Below are 14,679 nucleotides of genomic sequence, written 5' to 3' on the forward strand. Positions count from 1 at the left end.
AACGGCTAGCAGCTTTCTGGGAATGGTGCACTTCGTTTCAGCCCTGTGGTGGCTTCGTTAATTGTCCGTGCAACCTAACTAATTAATCAAGAACGACCAATGGCTTTCTACCGATTTATAAACCTGTCGTTCAAAGGCCATTCCATGCATTTTGGCATTATCAATCGCGCGAACTTTGAGCAGCTGAAAAACCCGGCTCGCATTGCCGCCACTTTAGAGCAGATTTATCCGGGGAAAATAATCCTGGTGCGCGGCCCGGAAACAGCCGGGGTATTCACGACTATTTTGTCGAGCAACCCGGGTCTGAGGGCCCTTGCTGAAGAATTTAACAGCGCCATTGACGGCGGGCCCGCGCTAAGCGGTTTCAGCGACGGGGAGCTTGATTGTTGATGGCTCGGGGAATGGGCCGGGGGGTGCCCAAAAACAACTTGCCCCACGCAACCCCGGCCGGGCGCGGCCGGTCAACGCCCTGAACCCCTTAAACCCCTGCTCAATGAAACGGAAACCCACTCGCCTCGCTACCTGGCTGCTCAGCGGCCTCTGCGCCTTCGCGGCCGTGAGCTGCACCGGCAAAAAAGACGAAATCCAGCCCGAACCGGCCCAGAAACAGGACCTGGTGGCCGTGACTTACGCCCAAACCCAGTGCAACGACCGTTGGGGCCAGGCCCAGGGCACCCAGCAGCTCGTGGCCAAGGCGCAGGCCTACCTCGCCCAGCAGGGCCTCACCCTGAACCAGCCCCAGGCCAGCGTCGCGGGGCCGCCGGCCGTCTGCGCCGCCTGCACGTGCCCCACCGGCCTGGTGCTGGAAGCCACCGTGAGCCCCGCCGACCTGCCCGCCGTGCTGGCCCTGGGCTTCGCCAAAAAGTAGCTCTGGCCGGCGCTGGCTACAGCCGCACCGCAAAGCCCCGCGTCTCACCGGCGCGGGGCTTTGCGCTTTCAGCCGGCGGCGGCGCAACCACCGGCCGGGCCGCAGAAGGAAGGGTTGGTTGTATCATTGGTTTCCTTTTAGCTGCCCTTGCATATGCTGCTCGACGTCGGTTTTGAAACGTTCTTCACTTTTGTGGTCGGCGGCGTCAGCGTGCTGGTGCTGTTGCTGGAAATAGCGTTTACTTATGCCTTCTATAAGTCGAAGTCACTGATTACCTTGCTGCTATTCCTGCTGGTTCTCTTTGTGCACCAGGTCGTTGTCCGAACGTTCGTTTCCCTTGAATTAGTAACTCAGAGCTACTGGATGCTGGCCCCCGGCATCTTTATGCTTTTCATGAATGCGTATCTGGTGTATGCCAAGTACGGCACTCCCCGACCCTGAAAATCCTTTTTCCAGCGTTAAATCCCACCGTCTTTTATGCCTGCTGCTACTTTGCCCGTCTGGCTGGCCTGGCCCTGCGGGGCGGCTTTTGTGTTAGGAATTTACGGGCTGGGGCGCGGCATCGGCTGGGCCAGCCGAATGTTCAATCCGGACGCCAACTACTTCACCGTGCCGGCCGACCAGGCCGCGTTTCGCTTCACGCTCACGGCGGCGGGCGCCTTCGAGGTGTCCTGCACCCGCCCCGGGCGCTGGGGCAGCTATTTCAAGCTGCCCGAAGTCGAGCTGCAGGTGCGCCGGCTGCCCGACGGGCCGGTGCAACGCCTGGAGCCCAGCCTCTGGAGCATGACCAAGCGCACCAACATGAGCGGCGACACCACCCTGCGCATTGCCGATTTCGTGGCCGACGCGCCGGGCGAATACGAACTCCTCAACCACGGCACCACCCAGTTCCACCTCGGCGACAAGCTGAGCATCCTGCCCTCCACGGCCGGCAAAACGCTGCCCCTGGTACTGCTGTTGCTCGTTTCGGGAATGGCCACCATCGGCGGCTTCGTCGTGGGGCTGATTGCGGCGCTTGGCGGGGTGGGGCGGTAGGCCATTCAGGCTCAAGGCTTCGATTAAATCAATTCTCCAGCACTTCTTTGAGCTTGGCCATTTCCTGCTCAATCACTTGCACGGCCTGATAAAACGGCTCCTCCGGCATCTCGGCCGGCTTGGTGAAGCTCATCATAAAGTGCGCGCCCTCGCTGCCCGCCACCACCCGGCAGGGCACCAGCCAGTTGCCTTCCACCGGGTCACGGAACTCCTGGTCCAGAATGCCGAATTCTTTGTTCGAGAGCATCTTGACCTGCTGGGTGCCCCGGGGGCCTTCCATGAGCCAGTACCCGTCCGGCCCGGGCACCGCGCTGAAAACGTTATGAATGGCCCATTGGGGCCAATTGGCCAAGTCGTTGAGGAAATCCCACACCCGCGCGGGGCTGGCCTGGATGTTGATGGTTTTGGTAACGGTGCTGGCCATAAAAGCGAGGATGTTGTTGCTGCCGGCAATGAATGGCCAGCTGGAACCCAAATGTATTTAAAAGCCACGGTGCTGCGTCGTCACTGGCGCGGAAGCAGCTGCCTCGCTGTTCAAGCTGGGCCCCTCCCCCACGCAGCTGGCTTGCCTCGGCCGCGCTGGGCACACAGTGGCAGGGCGGCCGCTGCTTTACCCAAAAAGCCCGCACTCATCGCGCAGGCTTTTTGGTTGCGGGCCAGGCGGTTTCAGAGCACAGCCAGCGCTATCGTAATCAGCAGCAAGCTCCCAAAGACCGTTGCCAGAACCAGCAGCAGTGCCCCGCCCAACACGCGCTCGACGCGACGGCTGGCCTGGTTTTTCACCGTTTCAAAAATCGACACAATGGCCGCGCCAAGCACAATTAAAGCCACTAGTGCAACAAGGGCGAAAAAGACAGAAGCCAGGCCAAACACTGCGATTTCGTTGAAAAGCGGCGGCTAAGGTAGGGGGCTGCCGGAATGAAGACCACTGCAGCCCGGCAGGTGCCTGGCACCGCGCGGGCCGCCAGCTACCAGGGGCTGATGCCCGTTTCCGGGGCGTTATCGTCGCTGAAAAACTGGCCGGTGGGGCCATCTGGAGTCATCAGGGCAGCTTTTACCACGCGGGCGGCGGCATCGGGCACGCTGCCGGGGCCGCTGTGATGGTTGAAATCGGTGGCGGTGTAGCCGGGGTCCACGGCGTTTACTTTGAAGGGGGTGTCGCGCAGCTCGTAGGCCAGCACGATGGTGTACATGTTGAGCGCGGCCTTCGACGAGCCGTAGGCGGCCGTCTTCACGGCGTAGTATTTCCAGGCCGGGTCAGCGTTCAAACTCACCGAGCCCAGGCCCGAGGTCACGTTCACGATGCGCGGCGCAGCCGAGGCGCGCAGCAGGTCGAGGAAGGCCTGCGTGGTTTGCACCACGCCGAACAGGTTGGTGTCGAACACCTCTTTGAACACGGCCACGTCGGTGCCAATGGCGGTTTGGGGCACGCCCCCGCCGCTGATGCCGGCGTTGTTGATGAGCACGTCGAGGACGCTGGTTTTCTGACCGATGGCTTGCCGGGCGGCCTGCACGGAGGTGCGGTCGGTGACGTCGAGCTGAACGGGCTCGACCTGGGAAAGGCCTTCGGCGTGCAGCTGGGCCACGGCCTGCTGGCCGTTTTCAAGCTGGCGGCTGCCGAGGTACACGTAAAAACCTTGTTGTAGAAGCTGACGGGCGGTTTCGAAGCCAATGCTTTTGTTGGCGCCGGTGATGAGGGCGTGTTTCATGGGGAGGGTTTAACGTTGCGTTGATTGAACAACACAAAAGTCCCCCGCCAGGCCCCGGGCCCATAACGGGATTCAAACGAAAGTGTAAGAAATTCAAACCACCGGCGGCGGAGCAGCGGCCGCCTGGCGCTGGTTGAATAAGGCGCGCAGAGCCGAGGGCGTGGTGCCGGTTTGCTTTTTGAAGAAGTTGTTGAAATACGTGGGGTATTCGAAGCCCAGGGCGTAGGCGATTCCGGCGGTGCTCCAGCTCGTGTGCATCAGCAGGGCCTTGGCTTCGGTGATGAGGCGCTCGGCGATGTGCGCGGAAGTGGGCTTGCCGGTGAGCTCGCGCACGGCCCGGTTGAGGTGGTTGACGTGCACCGAGAGCTGGCGGGCAAAGTCGCCGGGGGTGCGCAGCTGCAGCCCGTGGGCGGGCGAGTCGATGGGAAACTGCCGCTCCAGCAAGCCCTGAAACAGGACCGCGATGCGCGTGGCGGCGTTGGGGTGCTGGTAGTAGCTGGCCTGGGGCTGCAGCTTCAGGGCCTCGTGAATGAGCAGGTTGAGGTAGTTGCGGATGACTTCCTGCCGGAAAACATAGCCCGAGCTTAACTCCTCCAACATCTTGCGAAAGAAGTAGCTGAGGTCGGCGTACTGCGTCTCGTTCACGAGGTACACCGGGTCGGAGCCGAGCCGGAACAGCGGCGACTCCTGCAGGCTGGCGGCGCGGTCGTTCACGATGAGGAACTCCTCGGTGAACATGCACAGGTAGCCGCCCTGCTCCGCCGAAACGGGCTCCCAGGAATAGGGAATCAGCGGGTTGGAGAACACCAGCGCGGGCCGGTCGATGAGCACGCCGCGGGTGGCGTAGTTGTAGCGGCTGCTGCCGGTGAGCAGCGAAATCTTGTAGTAGTCGCGCCGCCCAAACGTGAGCTTGCGGGTGCTGAACTGCTCGCGGGCGTACACGTTGAATGAGCCCGAGGCGACGATGGCCGGCAGCGGGCTGGCGGCGGGGGCTTCCGCCTGGCTCAGGGCTGGCAAATCGGATAGCGGGGAAGGCAAAGGCATGCCCAAACATAAGCAAATCAAACCAAAGGCACCCCTTCTGAAACCGAAACTGTGGCGTCCGTGCTTTTCGGAGCCAGCGCCAAGCCGCTCCCGCTGCGAAAGCAACTGCTTTCCGGACCTTTGCCGTATGGTATCCGGCACGGCTCGCCTGAATTGTGCACTTTTGCAGCCTTACTCCGCTTCCCTCTCCGATGATGCTTACTGCTCGTTTCCGTTATTTTCTGCCCCTGTGCGGGCTGGGCCTGCTAGCCGCGGCCACCTTGCTGGGCGGGTGCGCGCGCAAGGCCACCGGCACCGCTTCGCGCGACTACCTAGTGTACATCGGCACCAACGTGGCTTCGGAGCAGGAAAACTCGATTTACCTCTACCGCCTCGCGCCGGCTACGGGCATCCTCACGCCCGTCGGCGCGTACCGGGGCGGGGCCAGCCCCACCTACCTCACCATGCCCGCGGGGCGCAAGTTCATGTACGCGGTGAGCGAGACGCAGACGTTTCAAGGGGCCAAAGGCGGCGGGGTGAGCGCCCTGGCGGTGGACCCGCGCACCGGTGGCCTTACCCTGTTCAACCAGCAGCCGTCCACCGGTGCCTCGCCCTGCTACATCAGCCTCGACCGCTCCGAAAAGGCGGCCCTGGTGGCCAACTACGTGGGCGGCAACGTGGCCCTGCTGCCCCTGGCGCCCAACGGCCAGCTGGCCGCCCCCACCGCCACCGACCAGCACCAGGGCTCCGGCCCCCACAAAAACCAAAACGGCCCCCACGCCCACTGCATCATTCCGGACCCGGCCAACACCTACGCCTTCGCCGTGGACCTGGGCACCGACCAGGTGGTGGCCTACCGCCTCGGCGCCACCCAGGGCCAGCTCACGCGCCTGCCCGAGCCCGCCTTCAAGGCCGCGCCCGGCGCCGGGCCGCGCCACCTCGTCTTCCACCCCAACGGCAAGCAGGCGTATTTGATTAACGAGCTGAACTCGACCGTGACGGCGCTGGCGTATGACGCCGCGGCCGGCAAGTTTCGGGAGCTGCAGACGGTGAGCACGCTGCCCAAAGGTTTCACCGCCCAAAACTCCGGCGCCGACATCCACATTTCGCCCGACGGCCTGTTCCTCTACGCTTCCAACCGGGGCCACAACAGCATCGCCGTCTTCGCCATCGACACTTCCAACGGCACGCTGGCCCCCATTCAGCACGTGAACACGCAGGGCAGCACGCCGCGCAACTTCAGCCTCACGCCCTCGGGCCGCCTGCTGCTGGTGGCCAATCAGAATTCCAACAACGTGGTCACCTTCCGCGTCGACCGGCAAACCGGCCTGCTCATTCCCACCGGCCAAACCGTGGAGGTGCCCTCGCCCATGTTCGTGCAGGTGGTGGAGGATTTCACGCGGTAAAGCCAGGAATACGGAGCCGGAAGAACGTCATGCCGAGCGCCAGCAAAGCAGCTTACCCGCAGTAGTAATTATTTACTTCCACGGTAAAGCTGCTTCGCTGGCGCTCGGCGTGATAGTTAATTCTGTATTCCCGTTGGCCTGGCAACGCGCTTCGTTGCCACTCGTAAGCGGGGCATACCTGCCAACCTGCGCCCCGCTGGCTGGCCCTCATTCCTTTCGGCAATGCCCGACCCTTACGAACCCTCCCGCGAGCTGCAATTCCCGCTCTACGTGAAACTGCCGCTGATACTGCTGGGGCTGGCCCTGGCCGTGTTCACCATTCACGTGGCCAGCGAAATCATCTTTCCGCTGTTTTTCGCGGCCATTTTCGCCATCATGCTGCACCCCGTAGAGCAGTGGCTGCTGCGCCACCGGGTGCCCAAGCTGCTGGCCATCACGCTCACGGTGGTGCTGGGCGTGACGGCCCTGCTGGGCGTGCTCTACTTCGTGTACGTCGAAGCCTCGCAGCTTTCCAGCCAGATGCCGCTGTTCAAGAAGAAGTTTGCCGAAACCACCGTCCAGGTGCACCAGTGGCTGCAAACGCGCTTCGGCGTGAGCGACCAGAAACTGCAGGGCTACCTGAGCGAGGCCGGCAACCGGGCCTCGGCGCTGCTGGGCGGCACGCTCTCGGCGGTGTCGGGGCTGGCGGTGGTGGTCACACTCCTGCCGGTCTACATTTTTCTGCTGTTTCTCTACCAGCGGCGGCTGGTCGATTTCCTGACCCAGGTGTTCTCCGGCCGCCGGCAGGATTCGCGGGTGGCCGAGGTGCTGCGCGAAAGCAAGGCCACCATCCAGAGCTACATGGTGGGCCTGCTCATCGAGGCCAGCATCGTGGCCACGCTCAACACCACGGCGCTGCTCATCATCGGGGTGCCGTATGGGCTGCTGCTGGGCGTACTGGGCGCTTTGCTGAACTTCATTCCCTACATCGGCGGGCTCATTGCTATTGCGCTGCCGGTGCTCATGGCTTTCGTCACCAAGCCCGGCTACGGCCACGCCATTGCCGTGGTGGCCGCCTACATGGTCATCCAGTTCGTTGACAACCATTACCTCATCCCGCGCATCGTGGCGTCCAAAATCAAGGTCAACGCCTTGGTGGCCATCGTGGGCGTGCTGGTGGGCAATGCCATTGGCGGCGTGGCGGGCATGTTTCTGGCCCTCCCCGTCATCGCCATTCTCAAAATCGTGTTCGACCGCATCCCCTCCCTCAAGCCCTGGGGCATGCTGCTCGGCGACGAGGAAACCCCGCGCGGCCGCAAAATCAACCCACCAACCAAGGAGGCCGAGCAGTCAGAAAAGGTGGCGCCGGGGGTCGGGTAGAGTTGAAGAAAGACTGATATACATAGAACGTCATGCCGAGCGCAGCGAAGCATCTCTACCGCAATGGCAATCCAATCGACAGGATTAGTGACTGCGGTAAAGATGCTTCGCTGCGCTCGGCATGACCGCCTTTGAGTTGCCTCAACGCCTCCTTCGTTTCCTACTTCCCGAACAGCTTCCGGGCCTCCACCACGGCCTCGTCGGCGCTGGCGGCCCAGGCGTCGGCGCCGGTGCGCTCCCACAGGTCAGCGTCGTACACGAAGGGCCGGCCGCCCACCATCACGCGCACGTGCCGGGTGGCGGGGTCGCGGCGCAGGGCCTCCACCAGCTCGCGCAGCAGCGGCACGTGGTGCGGCATGGAAGCGGCCGTGAGCACCAGGCTCACGCCCTGGTCGGCTATCATGCGGCGGATGCTGTCCAGGGGCGTGCTGGCGCCGAGGTAGCTCACGTCCCAGCCGTCGTATTCCAGAAAGTCGGCCACCATTTGCAGGCCGATGGTGTGCAGGTCGCCGGCCACGCAGGCGGCCAGCAGGCGGCGCCCGTTGCGGGGCGTGCGCTGGAAATAGGGCTGCAGCTGCGCCATCACACCGGCGGTGGCGGCCGTGCAGTAGTGCTCCTCGGCCACGCTGATTTCGCCGCGGTGCCAGCGGGTGCCCACCTCGCGCTGGGCGGGCTGCAGCACGTGCAGATACAGGTCGCGCACGTCGGTGCCGGCTTCGGCCTCGGCCAGCAGCAGGCGCTGGGCAGCGGTGCGGTCCGACGCCAGCAGCAAGGTCAGGTAGTCGGCCGTCAGCGAGGCGAAGCGCGTGGTTTCCGGCGATTTCGTCTCCGCTTCGGCCACCGGGCTCAGCGCGGCCGCCAACGGGGCCGACAGGGCAACCAGGGCCGCGCTCAGAATGCTGGCCACCAGCACGTACTCGCCCACCGTGAAGCGCAACAGCAAGGCCTGACGCAGGGCGGCAAGTTGCTCGGTGATGGCCGCGGGGCCCAGCTGCTGGCTGAACTGCAGCACGTGGCCCTCAAACAGGGCCGGGCTGTTCATCAGCACGGCGTTGGCCAGGGCCAGCAGGTGCTGCTGCAGATGGTCGGGGGAATGGTCGGGGTCGGCGAGGTCCGTCCCGGGGTCGGCGGCAACGGGGAGCTGCTTTGCTGCTGACTCGGCCAGCGCCCCCAACTCTTGGTAGAGCCGCTGGGCAATCTGCTCGCGCAGCGCTTGGTTGGTGGGCAAAGGCGTGGAAACGGTTTCGGGTAACGAAAGAATGACTCCGGCAATAACTCCGCTCCTACGCAACCCGGGCCCGGCAGGATACACGAGTCTACCCGGCCGCGTCCCAAGGCTGTGAGGCTGAGGCAGAACTTTTTCTTAGCGGGCAGCTCACCCGTCTTTTTCCGGACGGTGCAGCGGTGTTAGGGCTGTACGCTTCGCAGCCAGGTTTCCGCCTCTTCCACCGTGGGAAAGCGCTGAAAGATGAATCCCGTGGGCGACGACGACACCACCGACTGCGTGGAGAGGCGGTGCAGCGGGTCGGCGCCTTCCACGATGGCGCAGTGGCGGGTGCGGGCCTGCGCCATGGCCCGCGGAATCCAGTTTTCGGTGAGCCAGGCCTGCGTGGGGCCCGAGAGCGGCGCGCGCTGCCCGTGGTCGGACAGGATTTTGCGGGCGCCCGAGTTCAGCAGCAGCGCCAGCACCTGCTCATAAAAAGCCTTCACCGTTTCAAACGACGCGCGCTCGGCCCCCCAGGCCAGCCGCACGAAGCCTGTGGGGTGGTGGTACACCTTGCCGGCGGCGTTCTGAAAATACAGGGTTTCCTGGGCGCGGGGCAGCGTATTCATAGCGAAGAAGGTAGAGGGGCCCGAAGAGTGCTGCGGAAGCCGGCAAAAGAGCGACGACAAAACTACGCGCCGCGGCGCAATCCCGGGGTTTTTATTTCTCAACCAAACCGTCGCGCTTGCGTAAGTAGGCCGGGTTTGGGGGCGGTTGCCCACCCAGTCCATTTGCTATTTTATGCTTCTATATATCAGCGGGTTGACCGCGATGAATTAGTCCATGCGTTTATATTTTGAGAACCCCGTGGGCCGCCTGCTCGAACACCCCGACGGCTATGCCCTGGTGCAGTACGCCGCTGGCGCCCGCGACCTGCCCACCTTTCAGGCCTTCCTCACCCACACCCGCCAGCTGCTGCACCGCCACCAGTGGCACAAAATGCTGGCCGACCAGCGCCACATGGCCCCGTACACCGACGAGGAACGCGCCTGGATTCACGAATTCTGGCTGGCCAGCAGCGCCAGCGACGGCTACGAGCTTTTCGGGGCCATCGTCATCCCGGCCGATGTTTTCGCCCGGCTCTCGCTGAACCTGGTCATGAACGACACGCAGCAGTCGGCCCTCACCTACCGGCTGTTCGACGAGGAAGCCGAGGCGGTGGAATGGCTGAAACAACTGCCCTAGCCGTCGCTCCGCGTCTATTCCCGGTTGATTTCGGCCACCACGGCCGTGCTGCCGCCCGCGTCGTCGTCGGTCACAAGCAGCACCTCCCAGTGGCGCCGCCCCACGGCCCGGCGCACGGCCAGGCCCTCCACCTTGCCGCGGTAGGCGCGGCCGTCGCGCCAGGCCAGCAGCCCGAACGCCGCCTGTTGCGTCTCCAAATCGACCAACCCCACGAATGAGCCCAGCACCGCCCCGTCGAGCACGGCATCGGCCGTGTCTTCCACCGAAGCGCTGACGAACAGCAGGCCGTCGGCAAACGTGGCCCCGGAAAACCCGGCGGACCGGCCGTTAATTTCCGGCAGCTCAAACCGCAGCGGCTGCACCGCGGGCGCCGGGCCGCCGCCCCGCACAAAGCGGAGCGCGGCGGCCAGCGGCAGCCGGAACAGCAGCGCCGCATCGGCCCGCCCCACCGTGCGCTGAAACAGCAGCAGCTCGGTGGCCGAGGTGGCGGCCGCTTCCAGGTTGAGGGCCGCGCCGGGCGGCAGGTGGGGCGGCAGCAGGGCGTAGAGCGGGGCCAGATTCAGTTCCTCGGGCGCGGCCGCGGCATCGGTGGGCACAAACCAGCCCCGGGCGCGGGTGGGCAGGCTGCCCGAGCCCAGCAGCAGCAGGCCGGCGCGGCCGTCGGGCCAGCGCAGGGCGGCCATGCACTCCAGGTCGGGCTTGGTGGCTTTGGGGAGGCGCGCTGGCCCGCTGGCGGGGGCATCGAAGAGCCGGCGGCGGCCCAACGGCGCCAGCGTAGCAGCGTCCAGCACGTGCAAGCTGGCTGAGTCGTCGCCAATCACATAGGCCGTCGGCCCCACGATTTCAATACCCGAGGCGGACGGCAGGCCCGGCATGGCAGTTTCGGAAAGGATGGTGGCGGTCATGAGCAAGCAAACGGAAAACCACGACGGGCGGCGCTAGCCGGTTTACGCAAAGCGCCAAAGTTGGCTGCCCCGGGCCAGAAGGGCTTGGGCAGCAGCGGGCGTAATGGCGAAGCGGTATTGGACGATATAGTGCACTCCCTTTATAGTGCGCAACCTTTCGCTTGTTATCTTGCTGCCGCGATGCCCCACCCCGTGCCCCCCTACTCCCCCGGCTTGCACATTCTGGCCACGTTTGCCGCGCCGCCCGCCGCCCTGCGCGGCGCCGCTGCCTGCCGCGCCTTTTTCGATGCCCAGGTGCTGGCCTTCGGGCTGGAAAAAGTGGGCGAAGCCTACCACACGTTTCCGGCCGATGCGAACGGCGCGGGCGGCTTCACGGCCGTGCTGGCCCTCACCGAGTCGCACCTGAGCATTCACACCTGGCCCGAGCACGGGCTGGCCACGTTCGACGTGTTTCTGTCGAATTTCCGGCGCGACAACGCCGACAAGGTGCGCGGCATCTACGCGGCCACACTGGCGTTTTTTGAGGGCACCGAGCAAGCCAAAACCGAAGTCCGCCGATGAGCGCAACCGCTACTCCCCGGCCCGAATCGGCCCAACTGAACTGCCCCGCGTGCGGCACCAGCATCACGTACTACGACGTGGAAGGCAGCGAATACTACGCCTGCCCGAACTGCCACACCTACTTCCAATGGTCGGGCGAGGAAAAGCCCAAAGTGTTTGGCAAGTACGACCAGGCGCCGCGCACGTCCCCCGCCCTTCCCATTGGCGCCGTGGGCACGCTCCTGGGCCGCATGTTCCGCGTGGTGGGGGTGGTGTCGCGCCGCGAGGCGAATCACCCGCAGTACAGTTGGCGCGAGTACCAGCTTTTCGAGGCCGGAACCAGGCAGTACGCCCAGCTGGCCGAGTTTGACGGGCACTGGACGCTGATTTGGGCCGCCAGCAAACAGGACGCCGACCGCGAGGAGTACAAGTTGCCCGATTTCAAGCTGTTCAACAAATACCAGTCGCGCGTCAACTGGGCGCTGGGCGAGTTCGACTGGGACATCGAAACCGACAGCAACCTGCACGTCACCGAATACATCAAGCCGCCCTACCTCCTGGTGCAGGAGCAGCGCGGCAACGAGAAAAACTGGTACCGCGGCCGGCACGTGGCGCCCCAGGAAGTGGCCGAAGCCTTCCACATCAGCCGGAGCGCGCTGCCTTCGCAGTACGGCACGGGCGCCGTGGAGCCCGCCCCCGGCAGCAAAAGCTGGGGGGCACTGTGGGCCCTGACGGGCCTGGTGCTGGCCGCGCTGCTGGCCATGCAGCTGGTGCTGGTGGTGCGCACCGGCAAGCCGCTGCTTAGCCAAACCATTCAGGTAGTGCCCGATACCACGGCGGCGCCCGGCACCGGCCGCGTGCTGGTATCGCCCTCGTTTACCCTCGACCACCAGGCGGCTCTGCAGGTGGACCTGACGGCCAGCCTGAGCAACCAGTGGCTGGAGTTGCCCGTGAGCCTGGTGAACGAGCAAACCGGCCAGGGCTTCGAGTTCACCAAGAACATTGAGTTTTACAGCGGCGTGGAAGGCGGCGAAAGCTGGGTGGAAGGCGGCCGCGACGCCGACGCCGTGCTCTCGCGGGTGCCGGCCGGGCGCTACCACCTCAACTTCTACCCCTTCACCGAAAAAGGCGTCACGCCCGAGCTGCAGGTGACGGTGTGGGCCGACCCGGCGCTGCCCTCGAACTTTTTTGTGGTGGCCGGGCTGGTGCTGCTCCTGCCCATGGTGCAGGTGTTCCGCCGCTCCCGGCACGAGCGCCGCCGCTGGGCCAACAGCGACTACAACCCCTACGCCACCGAATAAGCGCCCCTGCTTCATGCTCGAAAACCTGCTGAAATTTCTGCGCCCGGTGCGCTTCTACGCCCTGCTGCTGCTGCTGCCGCTGGGCTGGTTTGCCTGGGGCGCGGCCACCGGCACGCGCCTGCTCGGCGACGACAACGAGAGCACCGAAACGCTGACTGCGGGCGGCGCCAGCGGCCGCAGCACCATCGGCCACGCCCGCTTTTATCACAAGTAACCTTTTCAACTCATGGAATACCTCAACCCCAAGGCTTTCACGGCGTCCATTGTCTATTCGCTGCTCGGCATCTTCATCCTGGTGGTCAGCTTTTATGTTTTTAACAAGCTGACGCCGGGCACCTTGCGCAAGGAAATCATCGAGGACCACAACACGGCGCTGGCCATTCTGGGCGCGGCGTTTATGCTGGCCGTGGCCCTCATCATCAGCGCCGCCATTCATGGTTGACACCGAAGTAGCGCCGGCCGTGGCGGCGCCCGCGGTGCAGCGCCAGCCGCCGGGCCTGCTGCTGGTGGCGGTGGCCGTCATTGCCACCTGCGGGCTGATTTATGAGCTGATTGCCGGCACCCTGGCCTCCTACCTGCTGGGCGACTCGGTGACGCAGTTTTCGACCATCATCGGGGCCTACCTCTTTGCCATGGGCATCGGCTCGTGGCTGTCGAAGTACCTGGGCGGCTCGCTGCTGCGCTGGTTTATCCGGCTCGAAATTCTGGTGGGCATCGTGGGCGGGTGCATGGCGCCGCTGCTGTTCGTGTCGTTCGAGTACGTGGCCTCGTTCCGGCTGCTGCTCTACGCGCTGGTGGGCCTCACCGGCGTGCTCGTGGGCCTCGAAATCCCACTGCTGATGCGGATTCTGGAGCACCGCTACATGTTCAAAGACCTGGTGGCGCGCGTGTTTGCCGTCGATTACGTGGGCGCGCTGCTGGCTTCGCTGATATTCCCGCTGGTGCTGGTGCCGCAGCTGGGGCTCATTCGCACGTCGGTGCTGTTTGGGGGGCTGAACCTGGCGGTGGCCGCCGTGGTGCTGGCCCGCTTCCCCGAAACGCGGCCCTACCGGCGGCGCTTTGCCACCGGCATAGCGGCGGCGCTGCTGGGGCTGGCCGTGCTGTTCGGCTTCGCCAACAAGCTGCTGGCCTACACCGAAACGCTGGCCTTCCAGGACCAGGTGATTTACTCCAAATCGACGCCCTACCAGCGCATTGTGCTCACCCGCAACCCGCGCGAGCTGCGCCTGTTCCTGAACGGCAACCTGCAGTTCAGCTCTGCCGACGAGTACCGCTACCACGAGGCGCTGGTGCACCCGCTGCTGCAGGCGCTGCCCCGGGCCCGGCGCGTGCTGGTGCTGGGCGGCGGCGACGGCCTGGCCGTGCGCGAGCTGCTGAAATACCCTCGCCTTGAGCAGATTCGCCTGGTTGACCTCGACCCCGGCATGACCCGGCTGTTCCGGCACAACGAACTGCTGCTGGCCCTCAACAAAGGCTCCCTGAACAACCCCAAAGTGCAGGTGCTCAACGCCGATGCCTACCAGTGGGTGCGCCAGGACACCACCCGCTACGACGCCATCATCGTCGACTTCCCGGACCCGGGCAACTACTCCATCGGCAAATTGTATTCGGCGGCTTTCTACACGGCGCTGGCCCGGCGGCTGGCGCCCGGCGGCCGCATGGTGGTCCAAAGCACCTCGCCTTATCTGGCCCGGCAGTCTTTTTGGTGCGTGGCGCACACGCTGGCCGCCGTGGGCCTGCACACGGTGCCCTACCACCTCTACGTGCCCTCGTTCGGCGAGTGGGGCTACGTGCTGGCCGGCCCCGATGCCCAGTGGCGCGGCGACGCCGGCCCGCTGCCGGCCGGGCTGCGCTACATCACGCCCGGCACCATTCACGACATGCTGCGCTTCCCGCCCGACATGAGCGAAGTGCCCACCGAAGTAAACCAGCTGAATAACCAAGCGCTGGTGCGGTATTTTGAGGAAGACTGGGGGCCGTATGTGCATTGACATTGACGGTGGGCGATGCCAAACCGTCATGCCGAGCGCAGCGAAGCATCTTGCCCGCCACCAGTAAACTCTTATGATTGAATCAGTGGTGGC

19 protein-coding genes are annotated in these 14,679 nt (G+C 64.6%); 12 read left to right on the forward strand and 7 right to left on the reverse strand.

Annotated elements, in window-relative coordinates; genetic code table 11:
* Window positions 1-99: 99 nt before the first annotated feature.
* The 4 genes from I2H31_RS20670 to I2H31_RS20685 all read left to right on the forward strand — a co-directional run bounded on the left by I2H31_RS20670 (window position 100) and on the right by I2H31_RS20685 (window position 1,903).
* Window positions 100-390 carry a hypothetical protein gene (locus I2H31_RS20670; protein WP_196294957.1) on the forward strand — a complete coding sequence of 97 codons (291 nt, stop codon included), beginning with the start codon at window positions 100-102 and terminating at the stop codon, window positions 388-390.
* A gap of 103 nt (window positions 391-493) precedes the next feature.
* Window positions 494-868, forward strand: a complete 375-nt coding sequence (locus I2H31_RS20675) for a hypothetical protein (protein ID WP_196294958.1) — start codon at window positions 494-496, stop codon at window positions 866-868.
* A gap of 153 nt (window positions 869-1,021) precedes the next feature.
* A complete protein-coding gene (locus I2H31_RS20680; protein ID WP_196294959.1) occupies window positions 1,022-1,309 on the forward strand; it encodes a hypothetical protein in 288 nt (95 codons plus the stop codon).
* Between the two features lie 36 nt (window positions 1,310-1,345).
* Window positions 1,346-1,903, forward strand: coding sequence for a hypothetical protein (locus I2H31_RS20685; protein WP_196294960.1), 558 nt, complete (start codon window positions 1,346-1,348; stop codon window positions 1,901-1,903).
* A gap of 28 nt (window positions 1,904-1,931) precedes the next feature.
* On the opposite strand, the gene I2H31_RS20690 is transcribed toward I2H31_RS20685, so the two are convergent.
* The 4 genes from I2H31_RS20690 to I2H31_RS20705 all read right to left on the reverse strand — a co-directional run bounded on the left by I2H31_RS20690 (window position 1,932) and on the right by I2H31_RS20705 (window position 4,656).
* On the reverse strand, window positions 1,932-2,327 hold the full coding sequence (locus tag I2H31_RS20690; RefSeq protein ID WP_196294961.1) for an SRPBCC family protein: 396 nt from the start codon (window positions 2,325-2,327) through the stop codon (window positions 1,932-1,934).
* A gap of 242 nt (window positions 2,328-2,569) precedes the next feature.
* The gene (locus I2H31_RS20695; protein WP_196294962.1) at window positions 2,570-2,776 is read right to left on the reverse strand and encodes a hypothetical protein; all 207 of its coding nucleotides are present in this window, start codon (window positions 2,774-2,776) and stop codon (window positions 2,570-2,572) included.
* A 95-nt stretch (window positions 2,777-2,871) separates the two neighbouring features.
* A complete protein-coding gene (locus I2H31_RS20700; protein ID WP_196294963.1) occupies window positions 2,872-3,612 on the reverse strand; it encodes an SDR family oxidoreductase in 741 nt (246 codons plus the stop codon).
* 93 nt (window positions 3,613-3,705) lie between these two features.
* A complete protein-coding gene (locus I2H31_RS20705; protein WP_196294964.1) occupies window positions 3,706-4,656 on the reverse strand; it encodes a helix-turn-helix domain-containing protein in 951 nt (316 codons plus the stop codon).
* A 191-nt stretch (window positions 4,657-4,847) separates the two neighbouring features.
* Between I2H31_RS20705 and I2H31_RS20710 the strand changes: the two genes are divergently transcribed.
* Window positions 4,848-6,041, forward strand: a complete 1,194-nt coding sequence (locus I2H31_RS20710) for a lactonase family protein (protein WP_196294965.1) — start codon at window positions 4,848-4,850, stop codon at window positions 6,039-6,041.
* Window positions 6,042-6,263: 222 nt separating this feature from the next.
* Window positions 6,264-7,400, forward strand: a complete 1,137-nt coding sequence (locus I2H31_RS20715) for an AI-2E family transporter (RefSeq protein WP_196294966.1) — start codon at window positions 6,264-6,266, stop codon at window positions 7,398-7,400.
* A 160-nt stretch (window positions 7,401-7,560) separates the two neighbouring features.
* Here the strand turns inward: I2H31_RS20715 and I2H31_RS20720 are convergent, their stop codons facing one another.
* Window positions 7,561-8,628, reverse strand: coding sequence for a cobalamin B12-binding domain-containing protein (locus tag I2H31_RS20720; RefSeq protein ID WP_196294967.1), 1,068 nt, complete (start codon window positions 8,626-8,628; stop codon window positions 7,561-7,563).
* Window positions 8,629-8,807: 179 nt separating this feature from the next.
* Window positions 8,808-9,233 carry a hypothetical protein gene (locus I2H31_RS20725; protein ID WP_196294968.1) on the reverse strand — a complete coding sequence of 142 codons (426 nt, stop codon included), beginning with the start codon at window positions 9,231-9,233 and terminating at the stop codon, window positions 8,808-8,810.
* Between the two features lie 214 nt (window positions 9,234-9,447).
* Here I2H31_RS20725 and I2H31_RS20730 point away from each other — a divergent pair, with 214 nt between their 5' ends.
* A complete protein-coding gene (locus tag I2H31_RS20730) occupies window positions 9,448-9,849 on the forward strand; it encodes a hypothetical protein (protein WP_196294969.1) in 402 nt (133 codons plus the stop codon).
* 14 nt (window positions 9,850-9,863) lie between these two features.
* Here I2H31_RS20730 and I2H31_RS20735 read toward each other — a convergent pair whose 3' ends face one another.
* Complete coding sequence (locus I2H31_RS20735; RefSeq protein ID WP_196294970.1) at window positions 9,864-10,754, reverse strand: DUF6929 family protein; 891 nt, start codon at window positions 10,752-10,754, stop codon at window positions 9,864-9,866.
* A gap of 192 nt (window positions 10,755-10,946) precedes the next feature.
* Between I2H31_RS20735 and I2H31_RS20740 the strand changes: the two genes are divergently transcribed.
* The 5 genes from I2H31_RS20740 to I2H31_RS20760 are packed head-to-tail and all read left to right on the forward strand — an operon-like array spanning window position 10,947 to window position 14,586.
* On the forward strand, window positions 10,947-11,315 hold the full coding sequence (locus tag I2H31_RS20740) for an S-adenosylmethionine decarboxylase family protein (protein ID WP_196294971.1): 369 nt from the start codon (window positions 10,947-10,949) through the stop codon (window positions 11,313-11,315).
* Window positions 11,312-12,595: a DUF4178 domain-containing protein gene (locus I2H31_RS20745; RefSeq protein ID WP_196294972.1), complete on the forward strand. Its 1,284-nt coding sequence runs from the start codon at window positions 11,312-11,314 to the stop codon at window positions 12,593-12,595. Before I2H31_RS20740 ends, I2H31_RS20745 begins: the two co-directional genes overlap by 4 nt.
* 13 nt (window positions 12,596-12,608) lie before the next feature.
* A complete protein-coding gene (locus I2H31_RS20750; protein ID WP_196294973.1) occupies window positions 12,609-12,809 on the forward strand; it encodes a hypothetical protein in 201 nt (66 codons plus the stop codon).
* 12 nt (window positions 12,810-12,821) lie between these two features.
* Window positions 12,822-13,037 (forward strand): DUF350 domain-containing protein, encoded by a 216-nt coding sequence (locus I2H31_RS20755; RefSeq protein WP_196294974.1) that lies wholly within the window; start codon window positions 12,822-12,824, stop codon window positions 13,035-13,037.
* Window positions 13,030-14,586: a polyamine aminopropyltransferase gene (locus tag I2H31_RS20760; protein WP_196294975.1), complete on the forward strand. Its 1,557-nt coding sequence runs from the start codon at window positions 13,030-13,032 to the stop codon at window positions 14,584-14,586. The genes I2H31_RS20755 and I2H31_RS20760 overlap by 8 nt, the downstream gene beginning before the upstream one ends.
* Window positions 14,587-14,679: the final 93 nt, after the last annotated feature.

Origin of the sequence: Hymenobacter ruricola, from assembly GCF_015694525.1 — a bacterium.
Taxonomy (GTDB): domain Bacteria; phylum Bacteroidota; class Bacteroidia; order Cytophagales; family Hymenobacteraceae; genus Hymenobacter; species Hymenobacter ruricola.

Bases quoted from the DNA above. Each gene is read 5' to 3' on its own strand.
- I2H31_RS20745 (WP_196294972.1), top strand. From the start codon at position 11,312: ATGAGCGCAACCGCTACTCCCCGGCCCGAATCGGCCCAACTGAACTGC.
- I2H31_RS20735 (WP_196294970.1), bottom strand. From the start codon at position 10,754: ATGACCGCCACCATCCTTTCCGAAACTGCCATGCCGGGCCTGCCGTCC.
- I2H31_RS20730 (WP_196294969.1), top strand. From the start codon at position 9,448: ATGCGTTTATATTTTGAGAACCCCGTGGGCCGCCTGCTCGAACACCCC.
- I2H31_RS20685 (WP_196294960.1), top strand. From the start codon at position 1,346: ATGCCTGCTGCTACTTTGCCCGTCTGGCTGGCCTGGCCCTGCGGGGCG.
- I2H31_RS20670 (WP_196294957.1), top strand. From the start codon at position 100: ATGGCTTTCTACCGATTTATAAACCTGTCGTTCAAAGGCCATTCCATG.
- I2H31_RS20710 (WP_196294965.1), top strand. From the start codon at position 4,848: ATGATGCTTACTGCTCGTTTCCGTTATTTTCTGCCCCTGTGCGGGCTG.
- I2H31_RS20755 (WP_196294974.1), top strand. From the start codon at position 12,822: ATGGAATACCTCAACCCCAAGGCTTTCACGGCGTCCATTGTCTATTCG.
- I2H31_RS20705 (WP_196294964.1), bottom strand. From the start codon at position 4,656: ATGCCTTTGCCTTCCCCGCTATCCGATTTGCCAGCCCTGAGCCAGGCG.
- I2H31_RS20715 (WP_196294966.1), top strand. From the start codon at position 6,264: ATGCCCGACCCTTACGAACCCTCCCGCGAGCTGCAATTCCCGCTCTAC.
- I2H31_RS20675 (WP_196294958.1), top strand. From the start codon at position 494: ATGAAACGGAAACCCACTCGCCTCGCTACCTGGCTGCTCAGCGGCCTC.
- I2H31_RS20700 (WP_196294963.1), bottom strand. From the start codon at position 3,612: ATGAAACACGCCCTCATCACCGGCGCCAACAAAAGCATTGGCTTCGAA.
- I2H31_RS20725 (WP_196294968.1), bottom strand. From the start codon at position 9,233: ATGAATACGCTGCCCCGCGCCCAGGAAACCCTGTATTTTCAGAACGCC.
- I2H31_RS20750 (WP_196294973.1), top strand. From the start codon at position 12,609: ATGCTCGAAAACCTGCTGAAATTTCTGCGCCCGGTGCGCTTCTACGCC.
- I2H31_RS20690 (WP_196294961.1), bottom strand. From the start codon at position 2,327: ATGGCCAGCACCGTTACCAAAACCATCAACATCCAGGCCAGCCCCGCG.
- I2H31_RS20680 (WP_196294959.1), top strand. From the start codon at position 1,022: ATGCTGCTCGACGTCGGTTTTGAAACGTTCTTCACTTTTGTGGTCGGC.
- I2H31_RS20760 (WP_196294975.1), top strand. From the start codon at position 13,030: ATGGTTGACACCGAAGTAGCGCCGGCCGTGGCGGCGCCCGCGGTGCAG.